General features: G+C 63.3%; 23 protein-coding genes. 13 read left to right on the forward strand and 10 right to left on the reverse strand.

The annotated features are described in order from the left end of the window. Positions 1-53 precede the first annotated feature (53 nt). Positions 54-284, reverse strand: coding sequence for a hypothetical protein (locus L0U80_RS22015; RefSeq protein WP_233870020.1), 231 nt, complete (start codon positions 282-284; stop codon positions 54-56). 178 nt (positions 285-462) lie between these two features. On the opposite strand from L0U80_RS22015, the gene L0U80_RS22020 reads away from it, so the two are divergent. Continuing rightward, complete coding sequence (locus L0U80_RS22020) at positions 463-1,983, forward strand: mannose-1-phosphate guanylyltransferase/mannose-6-phosphate isomerase (RefSeq protein WP_233870022.1); 1,521 nt, start codon at positions 463-465, stop codon at positions 1,981-1,983. Positions 1,984-2,045: 62 nt separating this feature from the next. On the opposite strand, the gene L0U80_RS22025 is transcribed toward L0U80_RS22020, so the two are convergent. Next, positions 2,046-3,158, reverse strand: coding sequence for a DUF6566 family protein (locus L0U80_RS22025; protein ID WP_233870025.1), 1,113 nt, complete (start codon positions 3,156-3,158; stop codon positions 2,046-2,048). 595 nt (positions 3,159-3,753) lie between these two features. On the opposite strand from L0U80_RS22025, the gene L0U80_RS22030 reads away from it, so the two are divergent. Together L0U80_RS22030 and L0U80_RS22035 are read left to right on the forward strand one after the other, a co-directional pair. Beyond that, positions 3,754-4,194 (forward strand): DUF2501 domain-containing protein, encoded by a 441-nt coding sequence (locus L0U80_RS22030; protein WP_233870028.1) that lies wholly within the window; start codon positions 3,754-3,756, stop codon positions 4,192-4,194. A gap of 168 nt (positions 4,195-4,362) precedes the next feature. Further along, a complete protein-coding gene (locus tag L0U80_RS22035) occupies positions 4,363-4,806 on the forward strand; it encodes a hypothetical protein (RefSeq protein WP_233870031.1) in 444 nt (147 codons plus the stop codon). Between the two features lie 76 nt (positions 4,807-4,882). On the opposite strand, the gene L0U80_RS22040 is transcribed toward L0U80_RS22035, so the two are convergent. The 6 genes from L0U80_RS22040 to L0U80_RS22065 form a co-directional block, all read right to left on the reverse strand. After that, positions 4,883-5,476, reverse strand: a complete 594-nt coding sequence (locus tag L0U80_RS22040; protein ID WP_233870034.1) for a DUF4337 domain-containing protein — start codon at positions 5,474-5,476, stop codon at positions 4,883-4,885. A 645-nt stretch (positions 5,477-6,121) separates the two neighbouring features. Then, a complete protein-coding gene (locus L0U80_RS22045) occupies positions 6,122-6,823 on the reverse strand; it encodes an ABC transporter ATP-binding protein (RefSeq protein ID WP_233870036.1) in 702 nt (233 codons plus the stop codon). Further along, complete coding sequence (livG, locus tag L0U80_RS22050; protein WP_233870039.1) at positions 6,823-7,593, reverse strand: high-affinity branched-chain amino acid ABC transporter ATP-binding protein LivG; 771 nt, start codon at positions 7,591-7,593, stop codon at positions 6,823-6,825. The genes L0U80_RS22045 and livG overlap by 1 nt, the downstream gene beginning before the upstream one ends. Beyond that, positions 7,590-8,870: a high-affinity branched-chain amino acid ABC transporter permease LivM gene (locus L0U80_RS22055; protein ID WP_233870042.1), complete on the reverse strand. Its 1,281-nt coding sequence runs from the start codon at positions 8,868-8,870 to the stop codon at positions 7,590-7,592. The genes livG and L0U80_RS22055 overlap by 4 nt, the downstream gene beginning before the upstream one ends. 7 nt (positions 8,871-8,877) lie before the next feature. Next, positions 8,878-9,804 carry a high-affinity branched-chain amino acid ABC transporter permease LivH gene (gene livH, locus L0U80_RS22060; protein ID WP_233870045.1) on the reverse strand — a complete coding sequence of 309 codons (927 nt, stop codon included), beginning with the start codon at positions 9,802-9,804 and terminating at the stop codon, positions 8,878-8,880. A 130-nt stretch (positions 9,805-9,934) separates the two neighbouring features. Then, a complete protein-coding gene (locus tag L0U80_RS22065; RefSeq protein WP_233870048.1) occupies positions 9,935-11,053 on the reverse strand; it encodes a branched-chain amino acid ABC transporter substrate-binding protein in 1,119 nt (372 codons plus the stop codon). 1,031 nt (positions 11,054-12,084) lie between these two features. On the opposite strand from L0U80_RS22065, the gene L0U80_RS22070 reads away from it, so the two are divergent. The 4 genes from L0U80_RS22070 to L0U80_RS22085 all read left to right on the forward strand — a co-directional run bounded on the left by L0U80_RS22070 (position 12,085) and on the right by L0U80_RS22085 (position 16,585). Next, complete coding sequence (locus L0U80_RS22070; RefSeq protein WP_233870051.1) at positions 12,085-13,071, forward strand: ABC transporter substrate-binding protein; 987 nt, start codon at positions 12,085-12,087, stop codon at positions 13,069-13,071. A gap of 186 nt (positions 13,072-13,257) precedes the next feature. Then, a complete protein-coding gene (locus L0U80_RS22075) occupies positions 13,258-14,154 on the forward strand; it encodes an ABC transporter permease (protein WP_233870054.1) in 897 nt (298 codons plus the stop codon). Between the two features lie 3 nt (positions 14,155-14,157). Further along, on the forward strand, positions 14,158-14,952 hold the full coding sequence (locus L0U80_RS22080; protein ID WP_233870057.1) for an ABC transporter ATP-binding protein: 795 nt from the start codon (positions 14,158-14,160) through the stop codon (positions 14,950-14,952). A 415-nt stretch (positions 14,953-15,367) separates the two neighbouring features. After that, positions 15,368-16,585 carry a pyridoxal-phosphate-dependent aminotransferase family protein gene (locus L0U80_RS22085; RefSeq protein WP_233871523.1) on the forward strand — a complete coding sequence of 406 codons (1,218 nt, stop codon included), beginning with the start codon at positions 15,368-15,370 and terminating at the stop codon, positions 16,583-16,585. 28 nt (positions 16,586-16,613) lie between these two features. On the opposite strand, the gene L0U80_RS22090 is transcribed toward L0U80_RS22085, so the two are convergent. Next, positions 16,614-17,372 (reverse strand): class I SAM-dependent DNA methyltransferase, encoded by a 759-nt coding sequence (locus L0U80_RS22090; RefSeq protein ID WP_233870060.1) that lies wholly within the window; start codon positions 17,370-17,372, stop codon positions 16,614-16,616. Between the two features lie 424 nt (positions 17,373-17,796). Between L0U80_RS22090 and L0U80_RS22095 the strand changes: the two genes are divergently transcribed. The 6 genes from L0U80_RS22095 (at position 17,797) to L0U80_RS22120 (ending at position 23,913) form a co-directional block, all read left to right on the forward strand. Then, positions 17,797-18,495: an HAD family hydrolase gene (locus tag L0U80_RS22095; RefSeq protein ID WP_233870063.1), complete on the forward strand. Its 699-nt coding sequence runs from the start codon at positions 17,797-17,799 to the stop codon at positions 18,493-18,495. A gap of 138 nt (positions 18,496-18,633) precedes the next feature. After that, positions 18,634-19,098 carry a MarR family winged helix-turn-helix transcriptional regulator gene (locus L0U80_RS22100; protein WP_233870066.1) on the forward strand — a complete coding sequence of 155 codons (465 nt, stop codon included), beginning with the start codon at positions 18,634-18,636 and terminating at the stop codon, positions 19,096-19,098. 8 nt (positions 19,099-19,106) lie between these two features. Continuing rightward, positions 19,107-21,248 carry an FUSC family protein gene (locus tag L0U80_RS22105; RefSeq protein WP_233870070.1) on the forward strand — a complete coding sequence of 714 codons (2,142 nt, stop codon included), beginning with the start codon at positions 19,107-19,109 and terminating at the stop codon, positions 21,246-21,248. A gap of 37 nt (positions 21,249-21,285) precedes the next feature. After that, positions 21,286-21,498, forward strand: a complete 213-nt coding sequence (locus L0U80_RS22110) for a DUF1656 domain-containing protein (RefSeq protein ID WP_124151170.1) — start codon at positions 21,286-21,288, stop codon at positions 21,496-21,498. 1 nt (position 21,499) lies between these two features. Beyond that, positions 21,500-22,477, forward strand: a complete 978-nt coding sequence (locus tag L0U80_RS22115; protein ID WP_233870073.1) for an efflux RND transporter periplasmic adaptor subunit — start codon at positions 21,500-21,502, stop codon at positions 22,475-22,477. Next, complete coding sequence (locus tag L0U80_RS22120) at positions 22,474-23,913, forward strand: efflux transporter outer membrane subunit (RefSeq protein ID WP_233870076.1); 1,440 nt, start codon at positions 22,474-22,476, stop codon at positions 23,911-23,913. Before L0U80_RS22115 ends, L0U80_RS22120 begins: the two co-directional genes overlap by 4 nt. Positions 23,914-24,149: 236 nt before the next feature. Here the strand turns inward: L0U80_RS22120 and L0U80_RS22125 are convergent, their stop codons facing one another. Beyond that, positions 24,150-24,473 carry a DUF4148 domain-containing protein gene (locus tag L0U80_RS22125; RefSeq protein ID WP_233870079.1) on the reverse strand — a complete coding sequence of 108 codons (324 nt, stop codon included), beginning with the start codon at positions 24,471-24,473 and terminating at the stop codon, positions 24,150-24,152. Between the last annotated feature and the right edge of the window lie 90 nt (positions 24,474-24,563).

The raw sequence follows: 24,563 nt of genomic DNA on the forward strand, positions 1-24,563 counted from the left end.
CACGCACCGTTGTCGTGGCTACGACGTCGTCGATCAGGGGAATTCGGTGCCATTCACACGTCAGCACCGTGAAGTCGCATCAGAATTAACCCTAATAAGGCGCGATAAAAATTCATTCCGCAAGGCACAAAAATATCTCCAAATGTATCGAGCGGAGAGAGGCGTTTTTTATCGAATTTTTTCGGCAAATTTTTCCCACCTTGGACGTCGATAGAGTCAATCCACGAAGCCTTTTCCGGCACATTCTTCCTGATTCGCACCAGCGCGGCGTTCGTGCCACGCATCGTCTTGCGCTCCAGTCACTAATTATTCTTTCGTTTTTTAAAGGCTGATCCGGTTAATCAATAAATCGTAGCGAATTCTAAAAATATTATTTTCGCGTTTCTTAATTGCCTTCGTTTTATTGTCGAATTTAAGCATGCTACAAATCGCTGAACCGAAACCCCTTCACAGGAGAGCGATATGACGGATACGGGCTCCATCACAGCATCGGCGCGCACGGAGGCAACCGGCAACGGGTTGCAAAGCGCCCTGCAGGTCTGCCCCGTCGTGCTGGCAGGCGGCGCGGGTTCGCGGCTGTGGCCCCTGTCGCGCGAGCAGTACCCAAAGCAGATGATCAACCTCGTCGGCGAGCGGTCGTTGCTCGCGGATACGGCCGGACGCCTCGACGCACTTGCAGAGAGCATTACGCTCGCCGATCAGTTGCTAATCGTGTGCAACGAAGAGCATCGATTCACGACCGCCGAGCAGGTCCGGCGCGAAGGCAAACGCGCCCGCCTGATCCTCGAACCAGCAGGCCGCGACACCGCGCCCGCGCTCACTATCGCCGCGCTTTCGGTCGTAGCGGAAAAGCAGGACGGCATACTCGTGGTCATGCCGGCCGATCACGCGCTCACAGACCTCGACGCGTTCCAGTCCGCCGTGGCCGAAGGCGTTCGCCACGCGGCAGCGGGGCAGATCGTGACGATGGGCATCGTGCCTACGCGCCCTGAAGTGGGCTACGGCTACATCCATATCGGCGACGTCGTTGCCGCTGACGAGCCCAACGGCGCGCGGCACCTCAGCGGCTTCGTCGAAAAGCCCTATTTCGAACTCGCAAAGCAATACGTGGCGTCACAACGCTATTGGTGGAACAGCGGCATTTTCATCGTGCGTGCGTCCACATGGCTCAAGGCGATCCGCCACTTCCAGCCCGCGATTTACGAGGCATGCCTGAGCGCAACGGAAACCGGCAGCCAGGACGGCGACTTCTTCCGCGTCGAGCGTGAAGCCTTCATGCGCTCGCCGTCGAACTCGATCGACTATGCGGTCATGGAATCGCTCACGAGCGATCGATCCGTGGCCGCAGGTGTGGTCGTGCCGCTCGCTGCAGGCTGGACGGACCTCGGTTCGTGGGACACGGTATGGCAGGTCTCGCCGAAAGACGACAAAGGCAACGTCGCACAGGGACACGTGGTGCTCGAAGGCGCGAGCGACACGTTCGTGCACTCGGATGGCCGTCTGATTGCCTGCGTCGGCACGCAGGATCTGGTCGTCGTGGAAACGGCGGACGCCGTGCTCGTCGCCGATCGTTCGCGCGCGCAGGACGTGAAGAAAGTCGTGCAACGCATACGTGAACAGCGCGGCAGCGAGGTCCTCACACACCGGCTCGTGCATCGTCCGTGGGGGCACTACGACTGTATCGACGGCGGCGAACGCTTCCAGGTGAAGCGAATCGTCGTCGAGCCGGGCGCGCGTCTTTCGCTACAGATGCATCACCATCGCGCCGAACACTGGGTCGTTGTGCGCGGCACCGCGCTCGTTACGCGCGGAGAAGAACGGTTCATCGTGTCCGAAAACGAATCGGCCTACATTCCGCTCGGCGTTGCTCACCGGCTCGAAAATCCCGGCAAGATGCCGCTCGAAATCATTGAAGTGCAGTCGGGTTCGTATCTCGGCGAGGACGACATCGTTCGCCTCGACGATCAATACGGGCGGCAATGAACGCGGGCGGCAGATCTGCCGCCTGTGCGGTGCGTGTGGGACGCGCCCCATCGGGGCGCACGTCAACCGGCGTGCGTTCTCGAATGAGGTCTGTATTGCGGTTCGGCGGTACCGGTCGCGGTATCGCTATCATTGCCCGGCCGCAGCGAGCTTGCCCCCGTGTAGCGCTGCAACGGGGCAAGGCGCACGTTGCCGGGCGCACTCGTAGCAGATGCAAGCGCAGGACGCGCGATGACCGCGTTGTGCGCGCGCGTGACAGTGGTGCTCGCCGGACACTGGCTGCCCTGCGTCGACGGCGCGGCAGGCACGCCGCGGCACTCGTGCTCGATCCATTTACGCGCCCAGTCGTAAGCGAACTGTTTAGCCGAGTCGCGGTCCTGGAATCGCGGACCAATCAAACCGGAGCGCTCCACGCGCTGGCCGTCTTTGAGGATCTCCACCGACGCGCGATACATGCGATTGCGAACCGGCTGCACGGTTAGGTTGATCGCATAGCCACGCCATTCGGCAATCTGCACCGACTGCAGACCATCGCTCGTCCACAGCGCGCTACGCGACGCCAAAGGACTCTCATCGCGCGGCGTTTGCGAACTGGCAGACACTGAAACAACCGTGGATGAGATCGCGCGCGCACGCAACGCAGACACCGTTTTCTGGGCGACAGCAGGCACGCTCGGGCTCGCGAGTTGACGCGTCATGCTCTCGATAGGATCGGCGGCAGGCGGTGCATCGGCGACGCTTGCGGACATCTGCCACGTTTCCGGGCTCTTCCAGTAAACGTTAGGCAGGCCGTCGTCCTCCGCCTTTTCCTCGACCGCTGTGGCCTGGCCGACCGACGATGCAGACGTATTGGACGATGTGGCCAATGCGGCATCAACCGGCTCGGGCACATAGACGAAACTACGCCCGACCTGCGTGAGCCGGCTAACGATCTCGATGAGCGTGCCGCTCACGTGCCAGTCGTCAAAACGGCGGCGGCATGTAGGCCCGGAAGGATAACGCGCGGGCAGACGCGACCACGATTCGCCTGTGGTGAGAATCCATAGCACTGCATTGGCAACGATTCTCGGCTCCGCGCGAGGGCGACCGCGGCGGTTGAGTCGAATGGGCGGATCATCGGATACGAGCGACGACACCAACATCCATTCGTCATCGTTCAGTTCTTCGAAATTCATGTTGTTCTCCACACAGCCGGACCGTGGCTGCTGTGACTGAGGATTCACGCGCGGATCGTGTCTGCCCGCGTTGGAATACCCGTTTCACCATATGCTTTTCTACCTGGTTCATTTGCGTCGGACGTCGCACTCAGGCGGTGCGCGCGTCACGAAATTGACGCAAGGACCGTGGTCTCACTCGTGCAGGGGAGAATTTGTTGAGGAAGCATACCACCTGAAACCAGTCACTGAGGCGGACCGAAATAAGTGTTACGGTTGGAAACAAAATTGCGCATCGAACGGTGCGAATTTTGCGCAAATGCGCCTGAATCTGCGATCTTTATTCCAGACGCGCAATAGATCGCCAGCGCTTGCGGTATGCAAGTGGCCTTGTTTCGCGGCGCGCAATACGCCTCTTTCAGAGCATCAAATCTCGCGGTTCCGTTGTTGCCGCAACAAATGACGTGGCGATGACACGTCCGTTACATCACCGTCTGCCAGGGTTGCACCTCGCATTCCGCATTGCGTGCCGCCTTGTGCAGCGGTCATCCTCGCGAGCCGCAAAAGCGAATACATCTATAGTAGAAACGCCCCTGCCCACCTCGGAGGTCCGTGTATGCAAACGTCTCTCTCGCGCGCCGCCGTCGTCGCCATTAGCCTGCTCCTGCCCTTTGGCGCCGCGCAAGCCCAGCTCGGTAATCTGCTGAATCAGGGCGGTACCGGCGGCACCGCCGGAAATGCACTCGGCAGCCTCGGCAGTTCGCTCTCCGGGGCGTCGGTCACGTCGAACAGTCTCGGCAATGTCACCGGCGTGCTCACCTACTGCATCAAGAACAATTATCTGAACACCGATTCCGCGAGCGGCATCAAGAACTCACTGCTCAGCAAGTTACCCGGCGGCGCAAACACCACGGACACCGGCTACCAGCAGGGGAGCAGCGGCATTCTCACCGCAGGCAACGGCTCGCATATCGATCTTTCGGGCGGCGGGCTCAAGGAAGCCGCCACGCGCGAAGTCTGCGACAAGATCCTCACCCAGGCGAAGTCCATGCTCTGACGCCATCTCCGGCCGCGCCAGCTTTCGTCGCGCGGCCCGGCGACCGCATGCCGCATACCCCGCAAGTACGGAAACACACAGGCTGCGCAAGGAACGTGCCGTGTCCGGTTGAACGGGAACGCCATTCGGGTGTCGAACGGTTTTCCGGGTGATTCGGTTGTCACGGACATGAGCAAGCACAAAACTCCTGTCGTCACGCTTTTTGCAGGCATCGCTGCAATGCTGGTCCCGGCACTCGCGCATGCCGAGTCTCATGACGAGCAGTTCGATTGCACGTCGAATCCCCATGCGTTCGTTTCATCGTTTATCAACGAACGATCGATCGATCCGAAGCCCAGCCGGGTGGAGTCCAATTCGGTCAACGCATTCCGGCCCGTTCAGAAGGGCCAGCTAAGCGCGTTCGGCTTCCCGATCTATATGGTGCTTGGCTACGAGCGCGACGACACGCTCTTTCACCGCGGCTCGGGAAAGGAAATCGATTCGCCGCTTTACGGCGTGATTGTGTCCGCCCCGGAGGATTCGGTGCGGCTGCGGCTGCGCCAGGCCAACAGCGACGCGACGGTCGAAACCGTCGTACCGTTGCTGTTGACAGCAATTGTCTGCGGCGGCTGAGTCGCTTGCCGCGATCACGTGAGGCGGCGCGGCCTGTCCGTGCGGATAACAGGCGCTGCGACAGGTACGGCCCGATTCAGATTGAAAAGAACGCCAGAGCGCCGAGCACCACGCCCGCCGACGCCATTCCCATCGACACATAAAGCAGCCAGCGACGGCGCGTCAGCAGTGTGATCGCTGTAAGCGCAATCGAAATCTGGATAGCCGTCGTGGCCTGCGCCCAGCGATGATGACCGTGCATGAGCGTTTCGCTGCGTTCATCGTCTAGCGCCACGGCCTTTTCGATCGATTCGGCTTTCTCGCGGATCGGCTCCTTCTGCTGGCGATAGCGCTCGGCATCGGCGGTGAAGCGGCGTTGCGTTTCACTCGAATTCGCCGAGAGCGCCGCACCCAGTTCGGCAAGATTCTGTTTCTCGCCTTTGGCCTGGTAGTACGCCCACTGGTTCGCAGCCTCGGTCTTGCGGATCGCCGCCTCGTTTTTGTAATAGAGCGCCAGATTTTCGCTCGTCCCGCTCTGGTACGCGAAGATCGCACCGATCGACGCGAGGATCGCAGTGATCACCGCCATGCGGCCAGCAAACGGATCGCCCTCCCCGTGGCCGCCGTGGCCAGCAGCCGCGTGCTCCACCGCGTGATCGTGCGGCCCGTGCACTTCGTACTCTTCAGACATGCAAAAACTCTCCGGTAAGGCTTATTCATGTGCGCCGCGATTCTTGCATGGCCTGGCAGGCTGACTGCGTCGCGTGTCGCGTGTTGTGCATGGCGTGCCGTTTTTGGCACGCGACCCGATTTCAGGACGCTCCATTATCGTGAGTACGGCCCGCTTGTCCAGTAGTCGATTTCCATCGTTTCAAAACGAAAAGCGATTTGCAACTTTAGAAAGCAAAACGTTGGATTTATCGGCTGTTTATTAAATTATGAAAAACAAGAATGTTGCGTTGCATTGCGCGGTTCAACCGCCTGCAGATTTGGCTCAGGCGCTAGTTAAATGGCGCAAGACCCCGCATCGCAGCATTTGCTGCAACCGTCGGTCCTGCTCATTCTGCGTTCGCCTTTACCCCGGTCCTCGGACCATTCCGGTATGGAGGCCTGAATCCGATTGTTCTGCACGTGAGCGTGGTGAGGCGCGCGGCAGCCAGCGCACTCGTCACCGATGCGATGATTCAGCCGCAGGCGAGCACATCCACTTCTTTCACCACGCGGTGCCAGTCGAGCGCAAACGAAACCGCCCGCGAAACCGCCGTTCATAGAACGACGATTGCGCGGGCGGAGGCATGCCGCTTTTGAGCGGCTTGCGGGTCTTCGGTAAGCCGGACTAGCCGCCGAGATAGGCGCGCTTGATGTCGTCGTTGGCGAGCAGATTGTCCGCGGAGTCGGCGAGCACGACGCGTCCCGTCTCCAGCACATAGCCGCGATCGGCCACGTGCAGCGCCTTGTTCGCATTCTGCTCGACGAGGAATACGGTCACCCCCTCATCGCGGATCGTGCGGATGATGTCGAAGATCTGCGCGATCACGAGCGGCGCGAGGCCGAGCGTGGGCTCATCGAGCAGCAAGAGACGCGGACGGCTCATGAGCGCGCGGCCGATCGCCAGCATTTGCTGCTCGCCGCCAGACATCGTGCCGGCCCGCTGTTTCGCACGCTGATTGAGGCGCGGAAACAGCTTGAACACATGCTCGACGCCCGCTTCGATCTCGTGCTGCGACGCGAAGAAGCCGCCCATCTGCAGGTTTTCGAGCACCGTGAGGCTCGGGAACACGCGACGCCCTTCGGGCGAAATCGCCATCCCGAGCCGCATGATCTCGTGCGTCGCCATACGCGTGATGTCTTCGCCCTCGAACGTCACGCGTCCCGACGACGCGCGCGGCGTGCCGCACACGGTCATCATGAGCGTGGTCTTGCCGGCGCCGTTGCTGCCGATCAGCGTGACGATCTCGCCCTTGTTCACTTCGATCGATACGCCAGACAGCGCTTCTACCGCGCCATAGTGCGTATGGACCTTTTCCAGCTTCAGCATCAGTCCTCTCCGAGATACGCCTTGATCACGCGCGGGTCGTTGCGCACTTCGTCAGGCTTGCCGATCATGATCGGCTTACCGTGCTCCATCACGAGAATGCGGTCGGACACGCCCATCACGAGGCTCATGTCGTGTTCGATCAGGAGTACGGAAATACCAAACTCGTTTCGCAATCCGTCCACCATCTGCTGCAGCTCGATCTTCTCCTGCGGGTTCAGACCCGCCGCGGGTTCGTCGAGCATCAGAAGACGCGGCTCGGTGATCATGCAGCGCGCGATTTCGAGCCGGCGCTGATGGCCATACGAAAGCGTGCCAGCCTCACGGTTCGCGACGCTCGTGAGGCCAACGCGGTCGAGCCACAGGGCCGCGCGTTCCAGCGCTGCGCGCTCGGCACGGCGATACGCGGGCGTCGTGAACAGGCCGCTCAGCAGGTTGCGGTTGACCTTGAGGTGCTGGGCGACCATCAGGTTTTCCAGCACCGTCAACTGCCTGAAAAGACGAATGTTCTGGAACGTGCGCACGAGCCCGCGCCGCGCCACCTGATGACTCGGCAGCCCCGTGATCGCGTGACCCTGCAGACGGATATCGCCCGAGGTCGGCTTGTAGAAACCGCCGACGCAGTTGAACACAGTCGTCTTGCCCGCGCCGTTCGGGCCGATGATCGCGAAGACTTCGTTCGCGCGCACATCGAACTCGATGCCATCCACGGCGAGCAGGCCGCCGAAGCGCATCTGCAAACCCGATACTTTCAACAACTGTTCTGCGCTCATCGCGGCAACTCCACATGCGGACGGCTCGCGGGCAGCAGGCCCTGCGGACGCCACATCATCATCAGCACCATCACGAGACCGAAGATCAGCATCCGGTACTCGGCAAAGCCGCGTGCGATTTCCGGCAGCACGGTCAGCAGGATCGCGGCGAGCACGACGCCCAGTTGCGAGCCCATGCCGCCCAGCACCACCACGGCGAGAATCAGCGCCGATTCGATGAACGTGAACGACTCGGGCGTAACGAGCCCCTGACGCGCCGCGAAGAACGCACCCGCGAGACCCGCGAACGACGCACCAAGCGTGAACGCGGAAAGCTTCACGCGCGTCGGGTTCAGACCGAGCGAGCGGCAGGCGATTTCGTCCTCGCGCAGCGCTTCCCACGCGCGGCCCATGGGCATGCGCAACAGGCGACTCGTGACGAAGAGCGTGAATGCAACCAGCACGAGCGCGAGCAGGTAGAGGAAGATCACCACGTGATCGCCGCTGTATTCCCAGCCCATCAGTTCATGGAACGTCTTTGCGCCCTCCACGCTCGCGTGGCGCGCCATCTCGAAGCCGAACACGGTCGGCTTCGGAATGCTTGAAATGCCGTCGGGACCGCCCGTGATACTCGTGAGGTTATTCAGCAGGAGACGAATGATCTCGCCGAAACCGAGTGTGACGATCGCGAGATAGTCGCCGCGCAGACGCAATACCGGAAAGCCGAGCAGGAAACCAAACGTGGCCGAGGCGAGCGCCGCAAGCGGCAGACATTCCCAGAACGTCAGGCCGAAGTACTGATTGAGCAGCGCATACGTATAGCCGCCGACCGCGTAAAAACCGACATAGCCGAGATCGAGCAGACCCGCGAAGCCGACGACGATATTCAGGCCGAGGCCGAGAATCACGTAGATCAGCGCGAGCGTGGCGACGTCCACGGCGCCGCGCGAACCGACGAAGCCGAAGCCGAGGCCGAATGCGAGCAGCACCCAGATCGCCACGCGCTGGCCACGCGCGCCTGGCACAGGCAGCGCAGGCAAACGCACGCCGCTCGTTGCACGCTGGAACAGCGGCTTGACGAGCTGGAACACGAACACGACCGCAGCCGCGATCCAGACGGGTCGCCAGTGCTGCTGCAGCACGACCTGATAGCCGTCGAGCGTCAGTTGCAGACCGAGAACCGGCGCGGTGAGGATGATCGTCGCCAGTGCGGCGGCGAATGCCCCCTTCACTGTCTGCGTCGAGGAAGCGCCATGGGCGCGATTGCTGCCGATGGAAACCGGAATGGGTTGACTCATGACGTCCTCACACCTTTTCGACGTCCGGCTTGCCGAGCAGGCCGGTGGGACGGAACAGCAGCACGAGCACGAGCAGGCCGAACGCCACGACGTCCTTGTACTCCGCCGGCATGTAGCCCGAGGCGAACGTTTCGGCAAGGCCGAGCAGCACGCCGCCGAGCATCGCGCCCGGAATGCTGCCGATGCCGCCGAGCACCGCCGCCGTGAACGCCTTGATGCCCGCGATGAAGCCGATATACGGATTGAGCTTGCCGATCGTGAGACCGATCAGCACGCCGCCCACGGCGGCGAGCATCGCGCCGAGCACGAACGTGAACGAGATCACACGGTTCGTGTCGATGCCGAGGAGATTGGCCATCTTCATGTCCTCGGCGCAGGCGCGGCAGGCGCGGCCCATACGCGAGCGGCTGATGAAGAGCGTGAGCGCGATCATCAGCACGAGCGTCACGCCGACGATCAGCATGCGTGCATACGGAATCGTCACGTCGAAGTTGCCGCCCATGTTGAATTCGATCGCGCCGGAGATGAGCTGCGGCACCGACACGTCGCGTGCGCCCTGCCCGATCTGCACATAGTTCTGCAGGAAGATCGACATGCCGATCGCGGAGATGAGCGGCACGAGGCGCGGCCCGCCGCGCAGCGGCCGATACGCTACGCGCTCGACCGCAAAACCGTAGAGTCCGGTGACGAGCACCGAGACGATGAGCGCCGCGCCCAGCACGAGCGGCAGCGGATAACCCGCGGAGACGCCGATGGCCGTGAGCGTAACGAGGCCCACATAGGCGCCGATCATGTAGATCTCGCCGTGAGCGAAGTTGATCATGCCGATGATGCCGTAGACCATCGTGTAGCCGATGGCGATCAGCGCATAGATCGCACCCAGCGTGAGCCCGTTGACGAGCTGCTGGGTAAACTGGGGAAGAAAATCATTCATGCAAACACCTCGCGGCAATAAGACCGATCAAGACCGCTCACAGCGGTCAGGCCCGGATTTGAAACCGCCGGATTTGAAAACGCCCCGCCCGTCGCAACGAGGAGCGGGGCGTCCGGTTGACGCGCCGTGATTAGTTAGCGGCGGTCTTCGTGGCGTCCTTGTGCCACGTGAAAACGACGAAGCGGAACGCCTTCAGGTCGCCCTGTGCGTCGTATTCCACCTTGCCGATCGGCGTGCTGAACGCGTTCTTGTGGATGTAAGCAGCGACCTTGGTCGGGTCGGTGCTCTTCGCACCCGCGATACCGTTGGCGATCACTTCGACCGCGGCGTACGACGGCATCTGGAACGGACCGTTAGCGTCGCGCTTCGCGTCGGCGAATGCCTTCACGAGCTTCGCGTTCGCGGGATCAGCGGAGAAGTCGGCCGGCAGCGTGACGAGCATGCCTTCCGAAGCCGCGCCGGCGATGGCCGTCACGTCCTTGTTGCCCACGCCTTCAGGTCCCATGAACGTGGCCTTCACGCCCTGTTCGCGCGACTGGCGCAGCAGGAGGCCCATTTCCGGGTGGTAGCCGCCGAAGTACACAAAGTCCACGCCCTGCGACTTGAGCTTCGTGACGATTGCCGAGTAATCCGAATCACCTGCGTTGATGCCTTCGAACACGACGACCGGGATGTGCGCCTTGTCGAGCGCGCCCTTCACCGACGTCGCAATGCCCTGGCCATACGACTGCTTGTCGTGCAGGATCGCAACCTTCTTCGGCTTGACCTTGTTGATGATGTAGGCAGCGGCTGCGGGACCTTGCTGGTCGTCACGGCCGATCGTGCGGAAGATGAACTGGCGCTTCTTGCCTTCGGTGAGCTGCGGTGCGGTGGCCGACGGCGTGACCATCACGACGCCTTCGTTCTCGTAGATGTCCGACGCGGGGATCGTCGAGCCCGAGCAGACGTGGCCGACCACGAACTGGATGTGCTGCGAAACGATCTTGTTGGCAACGGCGACGGCCTGCTTCGGCTCGCACGAATCATCCATCAGGACGGCTTCGAGCTTGTTGCCGTTCACGCCGCCAGCGGCGTTGATCTGCTCGATAGCGGTCAGTGCGCCCGCCTTGACCATGTCGCCGTACTGGGCGACCGCGCCGCTGAACGGACCGGCGATGGCGATTTTCACAGTGTCGGCGTGCGCAGCAGCTGCACCCATGGAGAGCAGCGCGGCAGCGACAGAAAGGGAAGTAAGGCGAGACAACATCATCAGGAGCTCCTCGTTTGTTTTCGGGTCAACCGGACAGTCGGGTTGACGTGCGCAAACGAACAGCACTCCAGGGAACCTGCCATGGAGAACAACCATGACGGGCCAAAGAAAAGACGTGACGGGGCCCGGCATGTACCGGCCGCCTTGTCGCGACCGAGTTCGGAGAGATTGCACGGAATACAACCTCTAATGCGCAAGCGATCCGCCTGCCCCGTCCGCTGCATTTCGTACTGGAAAGGTGGTCCAGCCTGAATCAGCGACGGGCGGATACTAACAACAAAGAGTTGTGAACGCAACCATGAGGTTTTCAAACTTTGATGAGAATATGGGGTCGCATTGAACGGGCGCGAAATGGGCGCGAAATGGGGCGCGACAGGATGAAAGTTGTTGAAAATGCACGAAAAATCGCGCCCGGATGCGGCCGGAGCGGATCTGCAGGCCGAAGACGACCGGCTGGTGCGGCTCTCCAGAGAATGTTTTCAAAACCTTTCTGGCTGAATATCGCGAATTAATTGAAGATAATTGGATTCTCTTAATGGCTACATTATATTCGGCCTCCCAGCATATTTTCGATAGCTGACAGATCATCCGTCATATCGCAAAATAAACCTATGGAAAACCCTAAATGCAAACCACGCCATCATGTTGATTCACAAAGAAAATCACCCCATGAAGCCTGCTACCATGATGCCATTGAACGTCAAACCAACTCGATAATCCCCCCATTGAACATCGCCATAACCTTCCGAAACGAAACCCGGAAAAATTCCACTCCCATGCCGGATTTTCTGAAAAACAAGCCGGAATACACGCTCGCGAGGCGCAAACAAAGCGGCGCACCGCCGCGGCAAAATGACCTTCCAGCGCCCCGATAGCCCATCCGAAAGTGGTATCCTCGCACCCTCGCCGTCGGACCACTGCACCATAACGTCGCGCGCCGCAGAACAATCGGGGCCGCGCGCGGGATGACGGCGACGCCGCGCCACGCGGCAATATCATCCAGACCTGAAGTTTCGGGGGAGATCCCACGCATGAAGTCGTTCAAGCTGGCCGGCAAGGCCGCCACCCAAACCCTCATCGGCAGCGCCATCGCACTGTCGCTGTTCTCCGGCGCCGCTCACGCGCAAACCGCCACCGTTGAAGTGCTGTCGATCGTCGAGCACCCCGCGCTCGACGCGATCCGCGACGGTGTGCGCGACGAACTGAAGGCCGCCGGCTACGACGCAGGCAAGAACCTGAAGTGGGAATACCAGAGCGCGCAGGGCAATACCGGCACCGCCGCGCAGATCGCCCGCAAGTTCGTTGGCGACAATCCGAGCGCAATCGTCGCGATCGCAACGCCTTCGGCGCAGGCCGTCGTCGCCGCGACGAAGACCGTGCCGGTCGTCTACGCGGGCGTGACTGACCCGGTCGCCGCACAACTCGTGAAGGGCTGGACGGCGAGCGGCACCAACGTCACCGGCGTCTCGGACAAGCTCCCGCTCGACAAGCAGGTCGCACTGATCAAGCGCGTCGTGCCGAATGCGAAGACCGTGGGCATGGTCTACAACCCGGGCGAGGCAAACTCGGTCGTGGTCGTGAAGGCGCTCAAGGAACTGCTCGCGAAAGACGGCATGACGCTCAAGGAAGCCGCCGCACCGCGCACCGTCGATATCGCACCGGCCGCCAAGAGCCTGATCGGCAAGGTCGACGTGATCTACACGAACACGGACAACAACGTGGTCTCGGCCTATGAGGCGCTCGTGAAGGTTGCCAACGACGCGAAGATCCCGCTCATCGCCTCCGATACGGACAGCGTGAAGCGCGGCGCAATTGCTGCGCTCGGTATCGACTACGGCAACCTCGGCCATCAGACCGGCAAGGTCGTCGTGCGTATCCTGAAGGGCGAGAAGCCCGGCGCGATCGCATCGGAAACGAGCAACGACCTGCAACTGTTCGTGAACCCGGCTGCGGCGCAGAAGCAAGGTGTGACGCTGTCCGCCGATCTGCTCAAGGAAGCGACCACGGTCGTCAAGTAAAGCCGCTTCGTCGCGACATGTGCCCGCCTCATGCGGGCGCGTGTTGCGAACGGCTGGCAGGCCAGTAGAAAAACCGGCGTGCTCCTTTCGGGCACGCACGGACGCGAAGTCTCCCCGCCCGGGCGCGTCCTCCGTCGGCAAGTCCGATACACCCCGGCGGGAGACCGCAACAGGATTTTTGTTCCCATGTCTCTTTACTCGCTTCTGGGCGCCCTGGAGATCGGCCTGATCTTCAGTCTCGTCGCCCTGGGGGTGCTGATTTCGTTTCGCATCCTGAATTTTCCCGACCTCACCGTCGACGGCAGCTTTCCCCTTGGCGGCGCCGTCGCGGCGACGCTGATCGCCTCCGGTCACGATCCGTTTCTCGCGACCGCCTGCGCGATGATCGCGGGCGCGATGGCCGGCTTCGTCACGGGCTGGCTTAATGTGCGCCTGAAAATCATGGATCTGCTCGCCAGCATCCTGATGATGATCGCGCTCTACTCGGTCAACCTGCGCGTGATGGGTGCGCCGAACGTGCCGCTCATTTCCGAAGCCACTGTCTTCACGATGATTCAGCCCACCTGGATGCCCGACTACGTGCTGCGCCCGGTCGCACTGCTCGTGATCGTCATCGTTGCGAAGTGCGGCGTGGACTGGTTCTTCTCGTCGCAATACGGCCTCGCGCTGCGCGCCACGGGCGCGAATCCGCGCATGGCGCGCGCCCAGGGCATCGCTACGGGCCGCGCGACGCTGGCCGGCATGGCGCTGTCGAACGCGCTCGTCGCAACGGCCGGCGCGCTCTTCGCGCAGACCCAGGGCGGCTCGGACATCTCGATGGGCATCGGCACGATCGTGATCGGTCTTGCGGCCGTGATCATCGGCGAAAGCATTCTGCCCGCGCGCCGTCTCGTGCTCACGACGCTCGCCGCTGTGCTCGGCGCGATTCTTTATCGTTTCTTCATCGCGCTCGCGCTCAACAGCGACTTTATCGGACTCAAGGCGCAGGACCTTAATCTCGTGACTGCCGCCCTCGTGACGATCGCACTCGTGCTGCCTGCGACGCGCAAGAAACTCTTCGGCCGCAAGAACGGGAGGGCATAAGCGATGCTCAGCGCAAAGGACCTCAGGCTCACATTCAATCCCGGCACGCCGATCGAAATGCGTGCGCTGCGCGGGCTCACGCTCGAAATCCCGACTAGTCAGTTCGTCTCCGTGATCGGCTCGAACGGCGCGGGCAAGTCGACCTTCCTCAACGCGGTCAGCGGCGACCAGATGGTCGACGAAGGCTCGATCACGATCGACGGCCAGGACGTCACGAAGAAGCACGCATGGGATCGCGCGCACCTCGTCGCACGCGTGTTCCAGGACCCGATGGCGGGCACCTGCGAAGCCCTCACTATCGAGGAAAACATGGCGCTCGCCATGGCGCGCGGCAAGCGTCGCGGCTTCGGCCCGGCGCTGCGCAAGCAGGACCGCGAGCTCTTCCGCGACAAGCTGCGTCTTTTGAACCTCGGCCTCGAAAACCGGCTGACCGACCGCATTGGCCTGCTCTCCGGCGGCCAGCGCCAGGCCGTGAGCCTGTTGATGGCTTCGCTGCAGCCCTCGCGCATCCTGCTGCTCGACGAGCATACGGCCGCACTCGATCCGAAAACGGCTGCGTTCGTGCTGGAACTGACTGCGCGCATCGTGGAGGAAGCCAAGCTCACGACGATGATGGTCACGCACAGCATGCGCCAGGCGCTCGACTACGGTCAGCGCACGATCATGCTGCACCAGGGCCAGGTCGTGCTGGATGTTTCAGGCGACGAGCGGCGCGGCCTCGACGTGCCGGACCTGCTGCGCATGTTCGAACAGACGCGACACGAAAAGCTCGACGACGACGGCCTGCTGCTCAGTTGAGCGTCGCGCGTTGACATGGACAAGCCCGCCGGCATCGCTGCCGGCGGGCTTTTTCTTTTCAGCAATTTGATTTGCATTACGAACTATATTCACCCGTAACGAACAGCCTCGACGGCTTGGCTGAATCGCCGTGTCAAGCCGCCATCGGCGGCTTTAAGTGCGGCGCCCAGCCGGTCGCAAGCCCACGTTTTCGCGCGCAGCGGACCGCCCCACCACCCCTGCCCCGAACACGACGCGGCGCAAAGTCGCACTACTGTTCGGCCAAACTTGCCGCAACTGTATATGGCCATACGTATACATCCGGGTTGACACTGCATTTTCGCCATCGCGCCCGCACCTTTCGCGAGAACCGCCGCAAACAGGTACCCACATGAACGACACCCCGCTCCACCTCGACTCCATCGCGACGCCTTCCATGCAAGTGGCACCGGTCCCCTGCCCGGTCGTCGAAACGCTCGACGGCATCCTGCCCGACGAGCCGCTCCTGATGATGGGCGCCGGCCCCGTGCCCATTCCCGCCGCGGTCGCCCAGGCGAACTCGGTGGTGATCAATCACCTCGGCGACACGATGGCACGCGTGATTCACCAGGTGAAGGCGATGGCGCGCTACGTGTTCCAGACGCGTTCGAACTGGGTGCTCGGCGTGGCGGGACCGGGATCCGCCGCCATGGAGATGGCTGTATCGAATCTCGCGTGGCCCGGAACGCGTGTGCTGTCGATCGTGAACGGCTTCTTCAGCAATCGCATGGCCGAAATGGCGCGGCGCGTCGGGGCCGACGTCACGACGTTCGACGTGCCCGACCGCGAAATTGCCTCGCTGGAAGCGCTGGCGCAGGTCATCGAGCGCACGCGGCCCGCGGTCGTCACGGTCGTCCACGGCGAGACCTCGAACACGGTATGGAACCGGCAGCTCAAGGAAATCGTGCAGGTCGCGAAATCAGTCGGCGCGCTGGTCGTCGTGGATGCAGTCTGCACGCTGAGCACGATGCCGCTCGAAATGGACGCCTTGGGCATCGACGTGGTGATCACGGGTGGCCAGAAAGGGCTCTCGTCGATTCCTGGCGTTTCGCTGATTGCGTTCTCGGACGCCGCGTGGGAACGCGTGCGCACGCGCACGGTGCCGAACACGCACTGGTGCCTCGACGCTACGCTCGCCGAGAATTTCTGGCACAAGGCGGGCTATCACTACACGGCGCCGGTTTCAGGTGTGCTCGCGCTGCACGAAGCATTGCGGCTCGTGTGCGTGGAAACGCTGGAGAAACGCTTCGCGCGCCATCAACGCTGCTCACTCGCGCTGCAAAGCGCCGTAAGCGCACTCGGCCTCGCGCTCTACACGCCTGAGGACTGCCGACTGAACTCCGTCGTAGGCATCGCCCTCCCGCATGGCCTCACGCCACACGACGTGTGCGATCGCATTTCGCAGCAATATCAGGTTGAAATTTCCGGATCGTTCGGCCTGCCGATCGTTCGTATCGGCCAGATGGGTGAGCAGTGCCGCGAACATAACCTGTTCCGCACCGTGCATGCGCTGGGACGCACGATCCGCGATCTCGGCGCGAAGGTCGATCTGCCTGCCGGCGTTGCGGCGCTCGAAGAATCGCTTCTGGCCGGCGCGCGCGCGACGCGGCGTTAAAAACCGCTGCGAATGCGGCGCGCAGGTCTCACGCGCGCCGCGCACTCACGCACATAAACGCGGGCGACTGCTCCAGTTCGGCATAGAGCGCTGGCGCGACTGTCTTCATCTCCGGCAACGGCCTCGGCTCGACCAGCCGATCGAGTATCCAGCCGCTTTCCGTCAATCCATTGACGATTTCCGCCAGCGGCCGCCGGAACGCTTCAACGTACGGTTTCGGCTCACCAAAACCACCCCACCGCAAACCAAACCGCGTCGTCTCGAAGTAGCTGCGCGAGCCGCGCGTGCGCGTGTCGATCCAGTCGCGCATCGGGTGCGCCATCGAGAAAACCAGCAGCGCGCCCGGCTTCGCCACGCGGTGAAACTCCGCGAAAACCGGCGCGAGCGTCTCCACATAGTCCAGCGCGAGCGAACAGACGATACGGTCGAACGTTTCTTTCTCGAGCCAGTGCAGCGACTGGCCCAGGTCGCCAAGCGCGATTTCGACGGGCAATCCTTCGCAATGCGTCTGCGCAAGCTCGACCATTGCGGGCGTCACGTCGAATGCATGGACGCGCGCCCCTTGCGCCGCCAGTTTCGCGCTGAGGATGCCCGGGCCGCATCCGGCATCGAGCACCGTCTGGCCCGCCACATCGCCGAGGAGCGCGGCCGTGGCCGGCCGCTCGTAAAGGGCGTTATGCGGCTTCTCCGGCACGCGTTGCGCGTAGCGGTCCGCGAACTGCGTGTAGTTCGCGCGGCCTGGAAGCTCTTTAGAGTCGGCGCTGGGAATTGGCTTTTCGTCGGGCATCGGGGGTTGGAGCGTGGCGGTAATTCGCGGGAACGCTATTGTCCGCCGTTTTCCGGGCGTTGTTCCAGGCTTTGCTAAAACTGTGCGACGCGGGCATGAGACCGCACGTATCTGAATCCGAAAGATTGGCACGGTTGAAATAAGTGCCAGGCGACGCCGTGGCCGCTTACGCGAGTGAGCCCGGTGCGGCACACGCCAGACCATCCCACAGCGGCAAACGAACGAGGCCGACGATTTCCTGGCGCGCGGACTTATTGCCAGAACGAAATAAAAACTTTCAATTTCCTTCCACCGCCATCACCACTGCCAACGGCCCCATTTGCAGCCGAGCGCCACGCGTCGCACGCACTCAGGCTATCATCGCGCTCTTGCGCAAAGCGGGCGCTTCTGGCCTCGCACCACACCCCGACACTCCAGACTGACGATGTCCCACATTCCCTTCGATGCCGTGCTCTTCGACTGCGACGGCGTACTGGTCGACTCCGAACGCATCACGCACGTCGTGCTCGTGCAGATGCTGGGCGAGCTGGGCTGGACGGTCTCCGTCGAGGACGCGATGGAGATCTTCGTCGGGAAAATGGTCAAGGACGAGGCCGAGCGTATCAAGGCCCACACGGGCGTAATGATCGACGACGCCTGGCTCGAGCACTTTCGCGCGCGACGCAACGAAGCCCTCGCGCGCGATCTCGTCGAAATTCCCGGTGCCCCCGCCGCCGTGCGCGCCGTCCATGCGGCACTGGGCGGGCGCATTGCGGTCGCCTCGGGCGCGGACCGTCGCAAAGTGGAACTGCAACTGCGCAAGGTGGACCTCCTCGACTGCTTCGAGGCCCACATCTACAGCGGCCATGAAATGCCGCGCAGTAAGCCGCACCCGGACGTCTATCTAGCGGCGGCGGCCGGTCTGCGTGTCGCGCCCGCACGCTGCGCAGTGATCGAGGACACCGTAACCGGCGCGCGTGCGGGTCTCGCCGCGGGCGCGACGGTGTTCGGCTACAGCCCGTCCGGACCGGGTCACAGCAGCGCCGCGGCGCTGCGCGAAGCGGGCGTCGCGCACGTGTTCTCGGACATGTCCGACCTACCCGGTCTACTTGCACGCTGGGGCACGCATGGAGGCGCTGCATGACCGGCGCGCAAGGCTCGTAAAAAGCGCGCTGCTCACCTGCGAAGCGCGCGAAGGCTGACTCGAATACCATCCGATGATCGCGTCGTCAGCCAGAAAAGATAGTTTGCTACCGAATCGCTCTGGGCTATCATCCCGCCGATGTCTAATCTTCATACTTTACGCCGTGCCGTCAGCAGTACGCTCGTCGTCGCCGCGCGCAAGTGGCGTCGGACCACGCACGGCGCACTCTCTGCCTATAACGTTTCGGAAGCCTGCGCAGCGCCGTTGCTGACCGCGGGCCGGCTCGGCGAAGCGGTGCACCAGGTCACGCTCGCCGAGCACGTCGGCATCGAAGGGCCATCGCTCGTGCGCCTGCTCGACCAGCTCTGCGCCGCGGGCCTCGTGCGCCGCGACGAAGATCCCGAGGACCGCCGCGCGAAAACCATTTCGCTGACCAACGAAGGTCGCGCCGTCACCGCGAAAATGGAGGACGAACTGCGCGCGCTGCGCGAGCGCGTGCTCAAGGGCGTGACGCGCGCCGACCTCGAAGCGACGCTGCGCGTGCTGAACGCATTCAACACGTCCGATGCGTCCGACCCGTTCAACACGGCATCCCGCGAGTGAACGGCGCCATGACCTACCCCTCCATGCGCGACTGGCTGTTCTCGGTGAAGACATTCGCCGCGGCAATGCTTGCCCTCTATCTCGCGCTCTATTTCGAGCTGCCGCGTCCGTACTGGGCGATGGCGAGCGTCTATATCGTGTCGAATCCATTCGTCGGCGCGACGCGCTCTAAGGCGCTTTATCGCGCGCTCGGCACCGCGCTCGGCGCATTCGCCGCGGTCCTGCTCGTACCGCCATTCGTCGAAATGCCCTTCACGTTCAGCGTGATTGTCGCGGTGTGGACCGGCACGCTGCTCTTCTTCGCGATGTCCGACCGGACCGCGCGCAGCTACGTGTTCATGCTCGCGGGCTACACGATGCCGCTCATCGCGCTGCCTACGGTCACTGATCCCTCCACCATCTTCGACGTGGCCATCACGCGAACCCAGGAAATCACGCTTGGCATCGTCTGCGCGAGCGTGGTGGGCAGCGTAGTGCTGCCGAGCCGTCTCGCGCCCACGATCGTCGAACGCGCCGACATGTGGTTCCGCGACGCGGCCCTCTACGGTCGCGAAACGTTATCGGGCCACCTCGCGGGCACGGGGCTTTCCGCCATTCGCCAGCGGCTCGCGAGCACGGTCTACGGCCTCGAATTCCTGTTGAGCCAACTGGCGTACGACCACACGCATCCGGAAATACTCAAGCGCGCCGAAGCGCTTCGCGGCCGCATGCTGCTCTTCCTGCCGATGATCTCAGCGCTCGCCGATCCGTTGATCGCGTTGATGCGCGACCTGCAGGTGCGCCCCGCGGGCCTCGACGCGCTGCTCGCCGATACCGCGAAGTGGATCGACTCGCCGTTGCCGACGCGCGCGGCCGACATGCACGACGACGCGGGCGACCCCGTAGCCGACCGCCTGCGCGAGCGCATCGCCGCCTTGCAGCCCCCGCGCGAAGCGATCACGGGCTGGGAAGGCGCGCTGTTCTCGAATGCGTTGTGGCGGCTTCATCAGGTGATCGACGTCTGGCAGGACTGCCGGGCACTGCGCGCGCTAATTGCGCACGAGGCGGGCACGTGGCGTCCCCGCTACCGCCACTGGCGCCTCGGCGGCACCGAACGATTCTTCGACCGCGGGATGATGCTCATTTCGTGCCTCGTGCCGGTGAGCGCGATTATCGTCGCGTGCATGCTGTGGATCAGCTCGGGCTGGCATGACGGCGCGGGGGCGGTCTCGCTCGCGGCGGTGGCGTGCTGCTTCTTCGCGGCGCTCGACGAACCGGCGCCCATGGTGTTCCGCTTCTTCCTCGCCACCTGCGCGAGCGTGGTGTTCGCGGGCCTCTATGTGTTCGTGGTGCTGCCGCACGTCCACGACTTCGAGATGCTTCTCGTCATTTTCGCGGTGCCGTTCATTCTGGTCGGCACGTTGATTCCGCGTCCCCAGTTCAACATGGTGACGATGCTCGTCGCCGTGAACACGGCCACCTTCATCAGCATCCAGGGCGCTTACGAGGCGGACTTCCTCGTATTCCTGAACAGCAATCTCGCGGGCGTCGCGGGCCTCCTGTTCGCGTTCGTCTGGACGCGCGTGGCGCGCCCCTTCGGCGCCGAACTCGCTGCGAAACGGCTCTTGCGTTCGAGCTGGCAGGACGTCGCGCTCGCGGCATCCTCGACGCCGATCGCCGACCAGCGCAACTTCGCCTCGCGCATGCTCGACCGCCTCATGCAGTTGATCCCGCGTCTTGCCGCCTCGGACGAGCATCGTCAGCCTTCGATCGAGAGCTTCCGCGATCTGCGCATTGCACTCAACGCGCTCGATCTGCGCCGCTCGCGTCACAAGCTCAGCGGCGACATGTCCGCGGCCGTCGACCGCGTGCTGGCAGGTGTCAGCGCCCACTACGCGCAGTGCGCCGAGGCCAGCGAGCGCCAGAATGCACCCCAGGCGCTGCGCGACACCATCGACGACGCGCTCGGCCGCATCGCCGGTGCTTCGCGCACCTTCATCGCGACGCACCCTGCGCCCGAGGCACCCACGCCCCCCGGGGAAGCGCAACACGTCAGCGCCTCGCAGCGCTGGCTGCGCGACACGCGGCACGCGCTGGTGGGCCTGCGGCTCTCGCTCTTTCCGCACGCCGGCGCACAGCCGCCCGAACTCTCTGGGGAGGCCAAGGCATGAGCCCCTGCATTTCCGTTCTTCTTTCAAGGCTCGCACCATGATCGGCGAAATCGATATCTTCGGCGTGTTCGTGCCGACCGTGCTCGTGCTCATGCTGATCGCGTACCTCATCAACATCGTGGTCCGCAAGGTGCTCACACTGATCGGCTTCTACCGGTTCGTCTGGCACCGCTCTGTTTTTGATCTTGGCATCTACGTCTTCGTGCTGGCTGCCGTCATTGTCGTCTCGCATCGCTACATGCCAAATTAACGTGAAAAAGACCCTGTTCTCCGCAGGCAAGATCCTGCTGACGCTCATCGTCGTCGTCGTCGCCGGCCTCGTGCTGTGGCGCATCATCAACTACTACATGTTTTCGCCGTGGACACGCGACGGGCGCGTGCGCGCCGACGTAATCCAGGTTGCGCCCGACGTGGGCGGGCTCATCACCACCGTGAAAGTGGCCGACAACGAGCAGGTCAAGCAAGGCCAGGTGCTGTTCGTGATCGACCAGGCGCGCTACGCGCTGACACTGCGGCTCGCGCAGGCCGCACTCGAACAGCGTCAGTCGACGCTCGCCCAGGCGAAGCGCGAGTACGCCCGCAATCGCGCGCTCGGCAATCTCGTCGCGAGCGAGACGCTCGAAGAGAGTCGCACGCGCGTCGAACAAGGCGAGGCCACCGTCGCGGACGCGCAGGTCCAGGTCGACACCGCGCGCCTGAATCTGCAGCGCACGACGATCGTGAGTCCTGTCGACGGCTACCTGAACGACCGCGCACCGCGTGTGGGCGAATACGTGTCGGCGGGCCGTCCGGTGCTGTCTGTCGTGGACATGCACTCGTTCCGCGTGGAAGGCTACTTTGAGGAAACGAAGCTGCGTGGCATCCATATCGGCGAGCCGGTGGACATCACGGTGATGGGCGAGCCGCATGCGCTGCGCGGCCACGTGCTGAGCATCGTCGCCGCGATCGAAGACCGCGACCGCACGCAAAGCCAGAATCTGCTGCCGAACGTGAACCCCGCGTTCAGCTGGGTGCGCCTCGCGCAGCGCATTCCGGTGCGCGTGGCGCTCGACGAAGTGCCCGAGGACTTCCGTATGATCGCCGGCCGCACGGCGACCGTTGCGGTGCGCGTGTCCGGAAATGAGAACAACCGGGCCGCAGCCGGTGCGGCAGCGAACGGTGCAAGTGGCGCGGGTGCCACGGCGGCCGCCAGCAAGGCAGGCGCCAGCGCCGCAGGAGCCTCGCAATGACACGCCGCCGTAACTGGCGCGCGTTCGCGCTCGCGCCGATGGTGCTCGCGCTCGGCGCGTGCATGACCCTCGGCCCGAATTACAAAGTGCCGGACGACGCGCTCGTCAACGCCTCGTTGGCGCAAGGGCCGATCGCGGGTGCGCAGAACGCCCCCGTCGCGTCGGGTGACATGCCCGCCGACTGGTGGCGTCTCTACGACGATCCGGTGCTCGACACGCTCGTGCATGACGCTCTGCAGTCGAACACGTCTTTACGCGTGGCGGCGGCGAATCTCGCGCGCTCGCGCGCGGCGGTTCAGGTCGCGACCGAGCAGGGTGGATTCTCCGGCGGCGCAAGTGTTGGCTTCCAGCGCGCGCAGGAATCGGCGGAACAGTTCCTGCTCTTCAGCAAGGTGCCGGTCGTCAACGAAGGCGCGCTCGGCGTGAACATCTCGTATGAAATCGACCTGTTCGGCAAGCTGCGGCGCGGCGTGGAAGCGGCACGCGCCGATGACGACGCCGTGCAGGCCGCAGCCGATCTCGCGCGCATCACGATCGTCGCGGACGTCGTGCAGGCTTACGTCGAATCGTGCTCGGCCGGCGAAGAACTCGCCATTGCGCGGGATTCGCTGAAGCTGACGCAAGAACGCGTCGCGCTCACGAAAAGGCTGCGCGACGCGGGCCGTGGCAACCAACCCGACGTGACGCGCGGTCTGACTCAGGTCCAGACGATCGCTGCCGACATCCCCCGCTTCGAGGGCCGCCGCCGCATCGCGCAATACCAGCTTGCGATGCTGCTCGCGCGCTCGCCCGCCGACCTGCCGCAAGGCGCGCTCACGTGCGCGCACCTGCCGAAGCTCACGCAGCCGATCCCGGTCGGCGACGGCACGGCATTGCTCAAGCGCCGCCCTGACGTGCGTGCTGCCGAGCGCCAGCTCGCGGCCTCGACTGCGCGCATCGGCGTGGCGACGGCGGCGCTTTATCCGTCGATCAGCATCGGCGCGGGTGCAGGGACGCTCGGCGTCGCGGAGGACCTGTTCACGCCGGCGACCAATCACTGGTCATTCGGACCCCTGATCAGTTGGTCATTCCCGATCAACGGTCAGCGCGCACGCGTGCGCGAAGCCGAAGCGGCGACGAACGGCGCGCTCGCTCACTTCGACGGCGTTGTGCTCAACGCGCTGCGCGAAACGCAGACGAACCTTGCGGCCTATGCCGCCGACGACCAGCGCGCCGAGGCGCTGCGCGCGGCCTACGCATCGGCGAAGGAGTCCGCCGATGAGACGCACAAGCTCTATGCGGCGGGACGCGACTCGTTCCTCTCGGACCTCGACGCCACCCGCACGCTGACGTCCTCGCGTGCACAAGTTGCAGCGGTGGAGGGCCAGGTGGCGATCGATCAGGTGAAGCTGTTCCTTTCGCTTGGCGGCGGATGGGAGCAGACGCAAGCGCAGTGACGCACGCGGGCGGTCGGCTTCGGTTCGACGATCGAATCACGCCGCCCTGCTTTGCTGATGAAGGTGGATGCATGCCCGCGCAACGCGGGCGTCACATGAGTTGTGAAGCGTCGGGACGCCATCTTCCGAAAAACGCAGTGCCGCACGAACTGCGATCCGCGCGGCACTCAAGAAGTCACGGGTCGACGTACCGACCCGTGACGTCAATACATCAATCCATCGACGCATCAGGCCCGTTAGTGGCCGCCCTTATACACCGACACCGGGGCTGAATAGCTCGTGGCCGGGCCACCGGCTTGCGACGCACCACTCGTCGCCGGGCCATAGCCGCTCGCCTGTCCGCCGTCCTGCGCGTGAACGCGAGCCTCTGCGGCCTGGATGTTGTCCGGATAGTTCTGCTCGTTCATGTTCGGCCGGTAACCGGCCTTTTCGAGCTGAACAAGTTCTTCACGCACCTGGGCACGCGTGACAGGTCCGTTGGCCGGTTGCGCTTGCGCGAAAGAAATGGCCGGCGCGGCAAGCACGACCGCGAGTGCAACAGCTTTGACGAGCGACTTCATAAATAAACCTCCAAAAATCTGAATGCCGGTGCAGTGTATTTCTGCATCCGTTGAATACAGTTTAAGAAGGTGAGGCGCACAGATAAATGC

Source organism: Paraburkholderia adhaesiva (genome assembly GCF_021390575.1).
Taxonomy (GTDB): domain Bacteria; phylum Pseudomonadota; class Gammaproteobacteria; order Burkholderiales; family Burkholderiaceae; genus Paraburkholderia; species Paraburkholderia adhaesiva.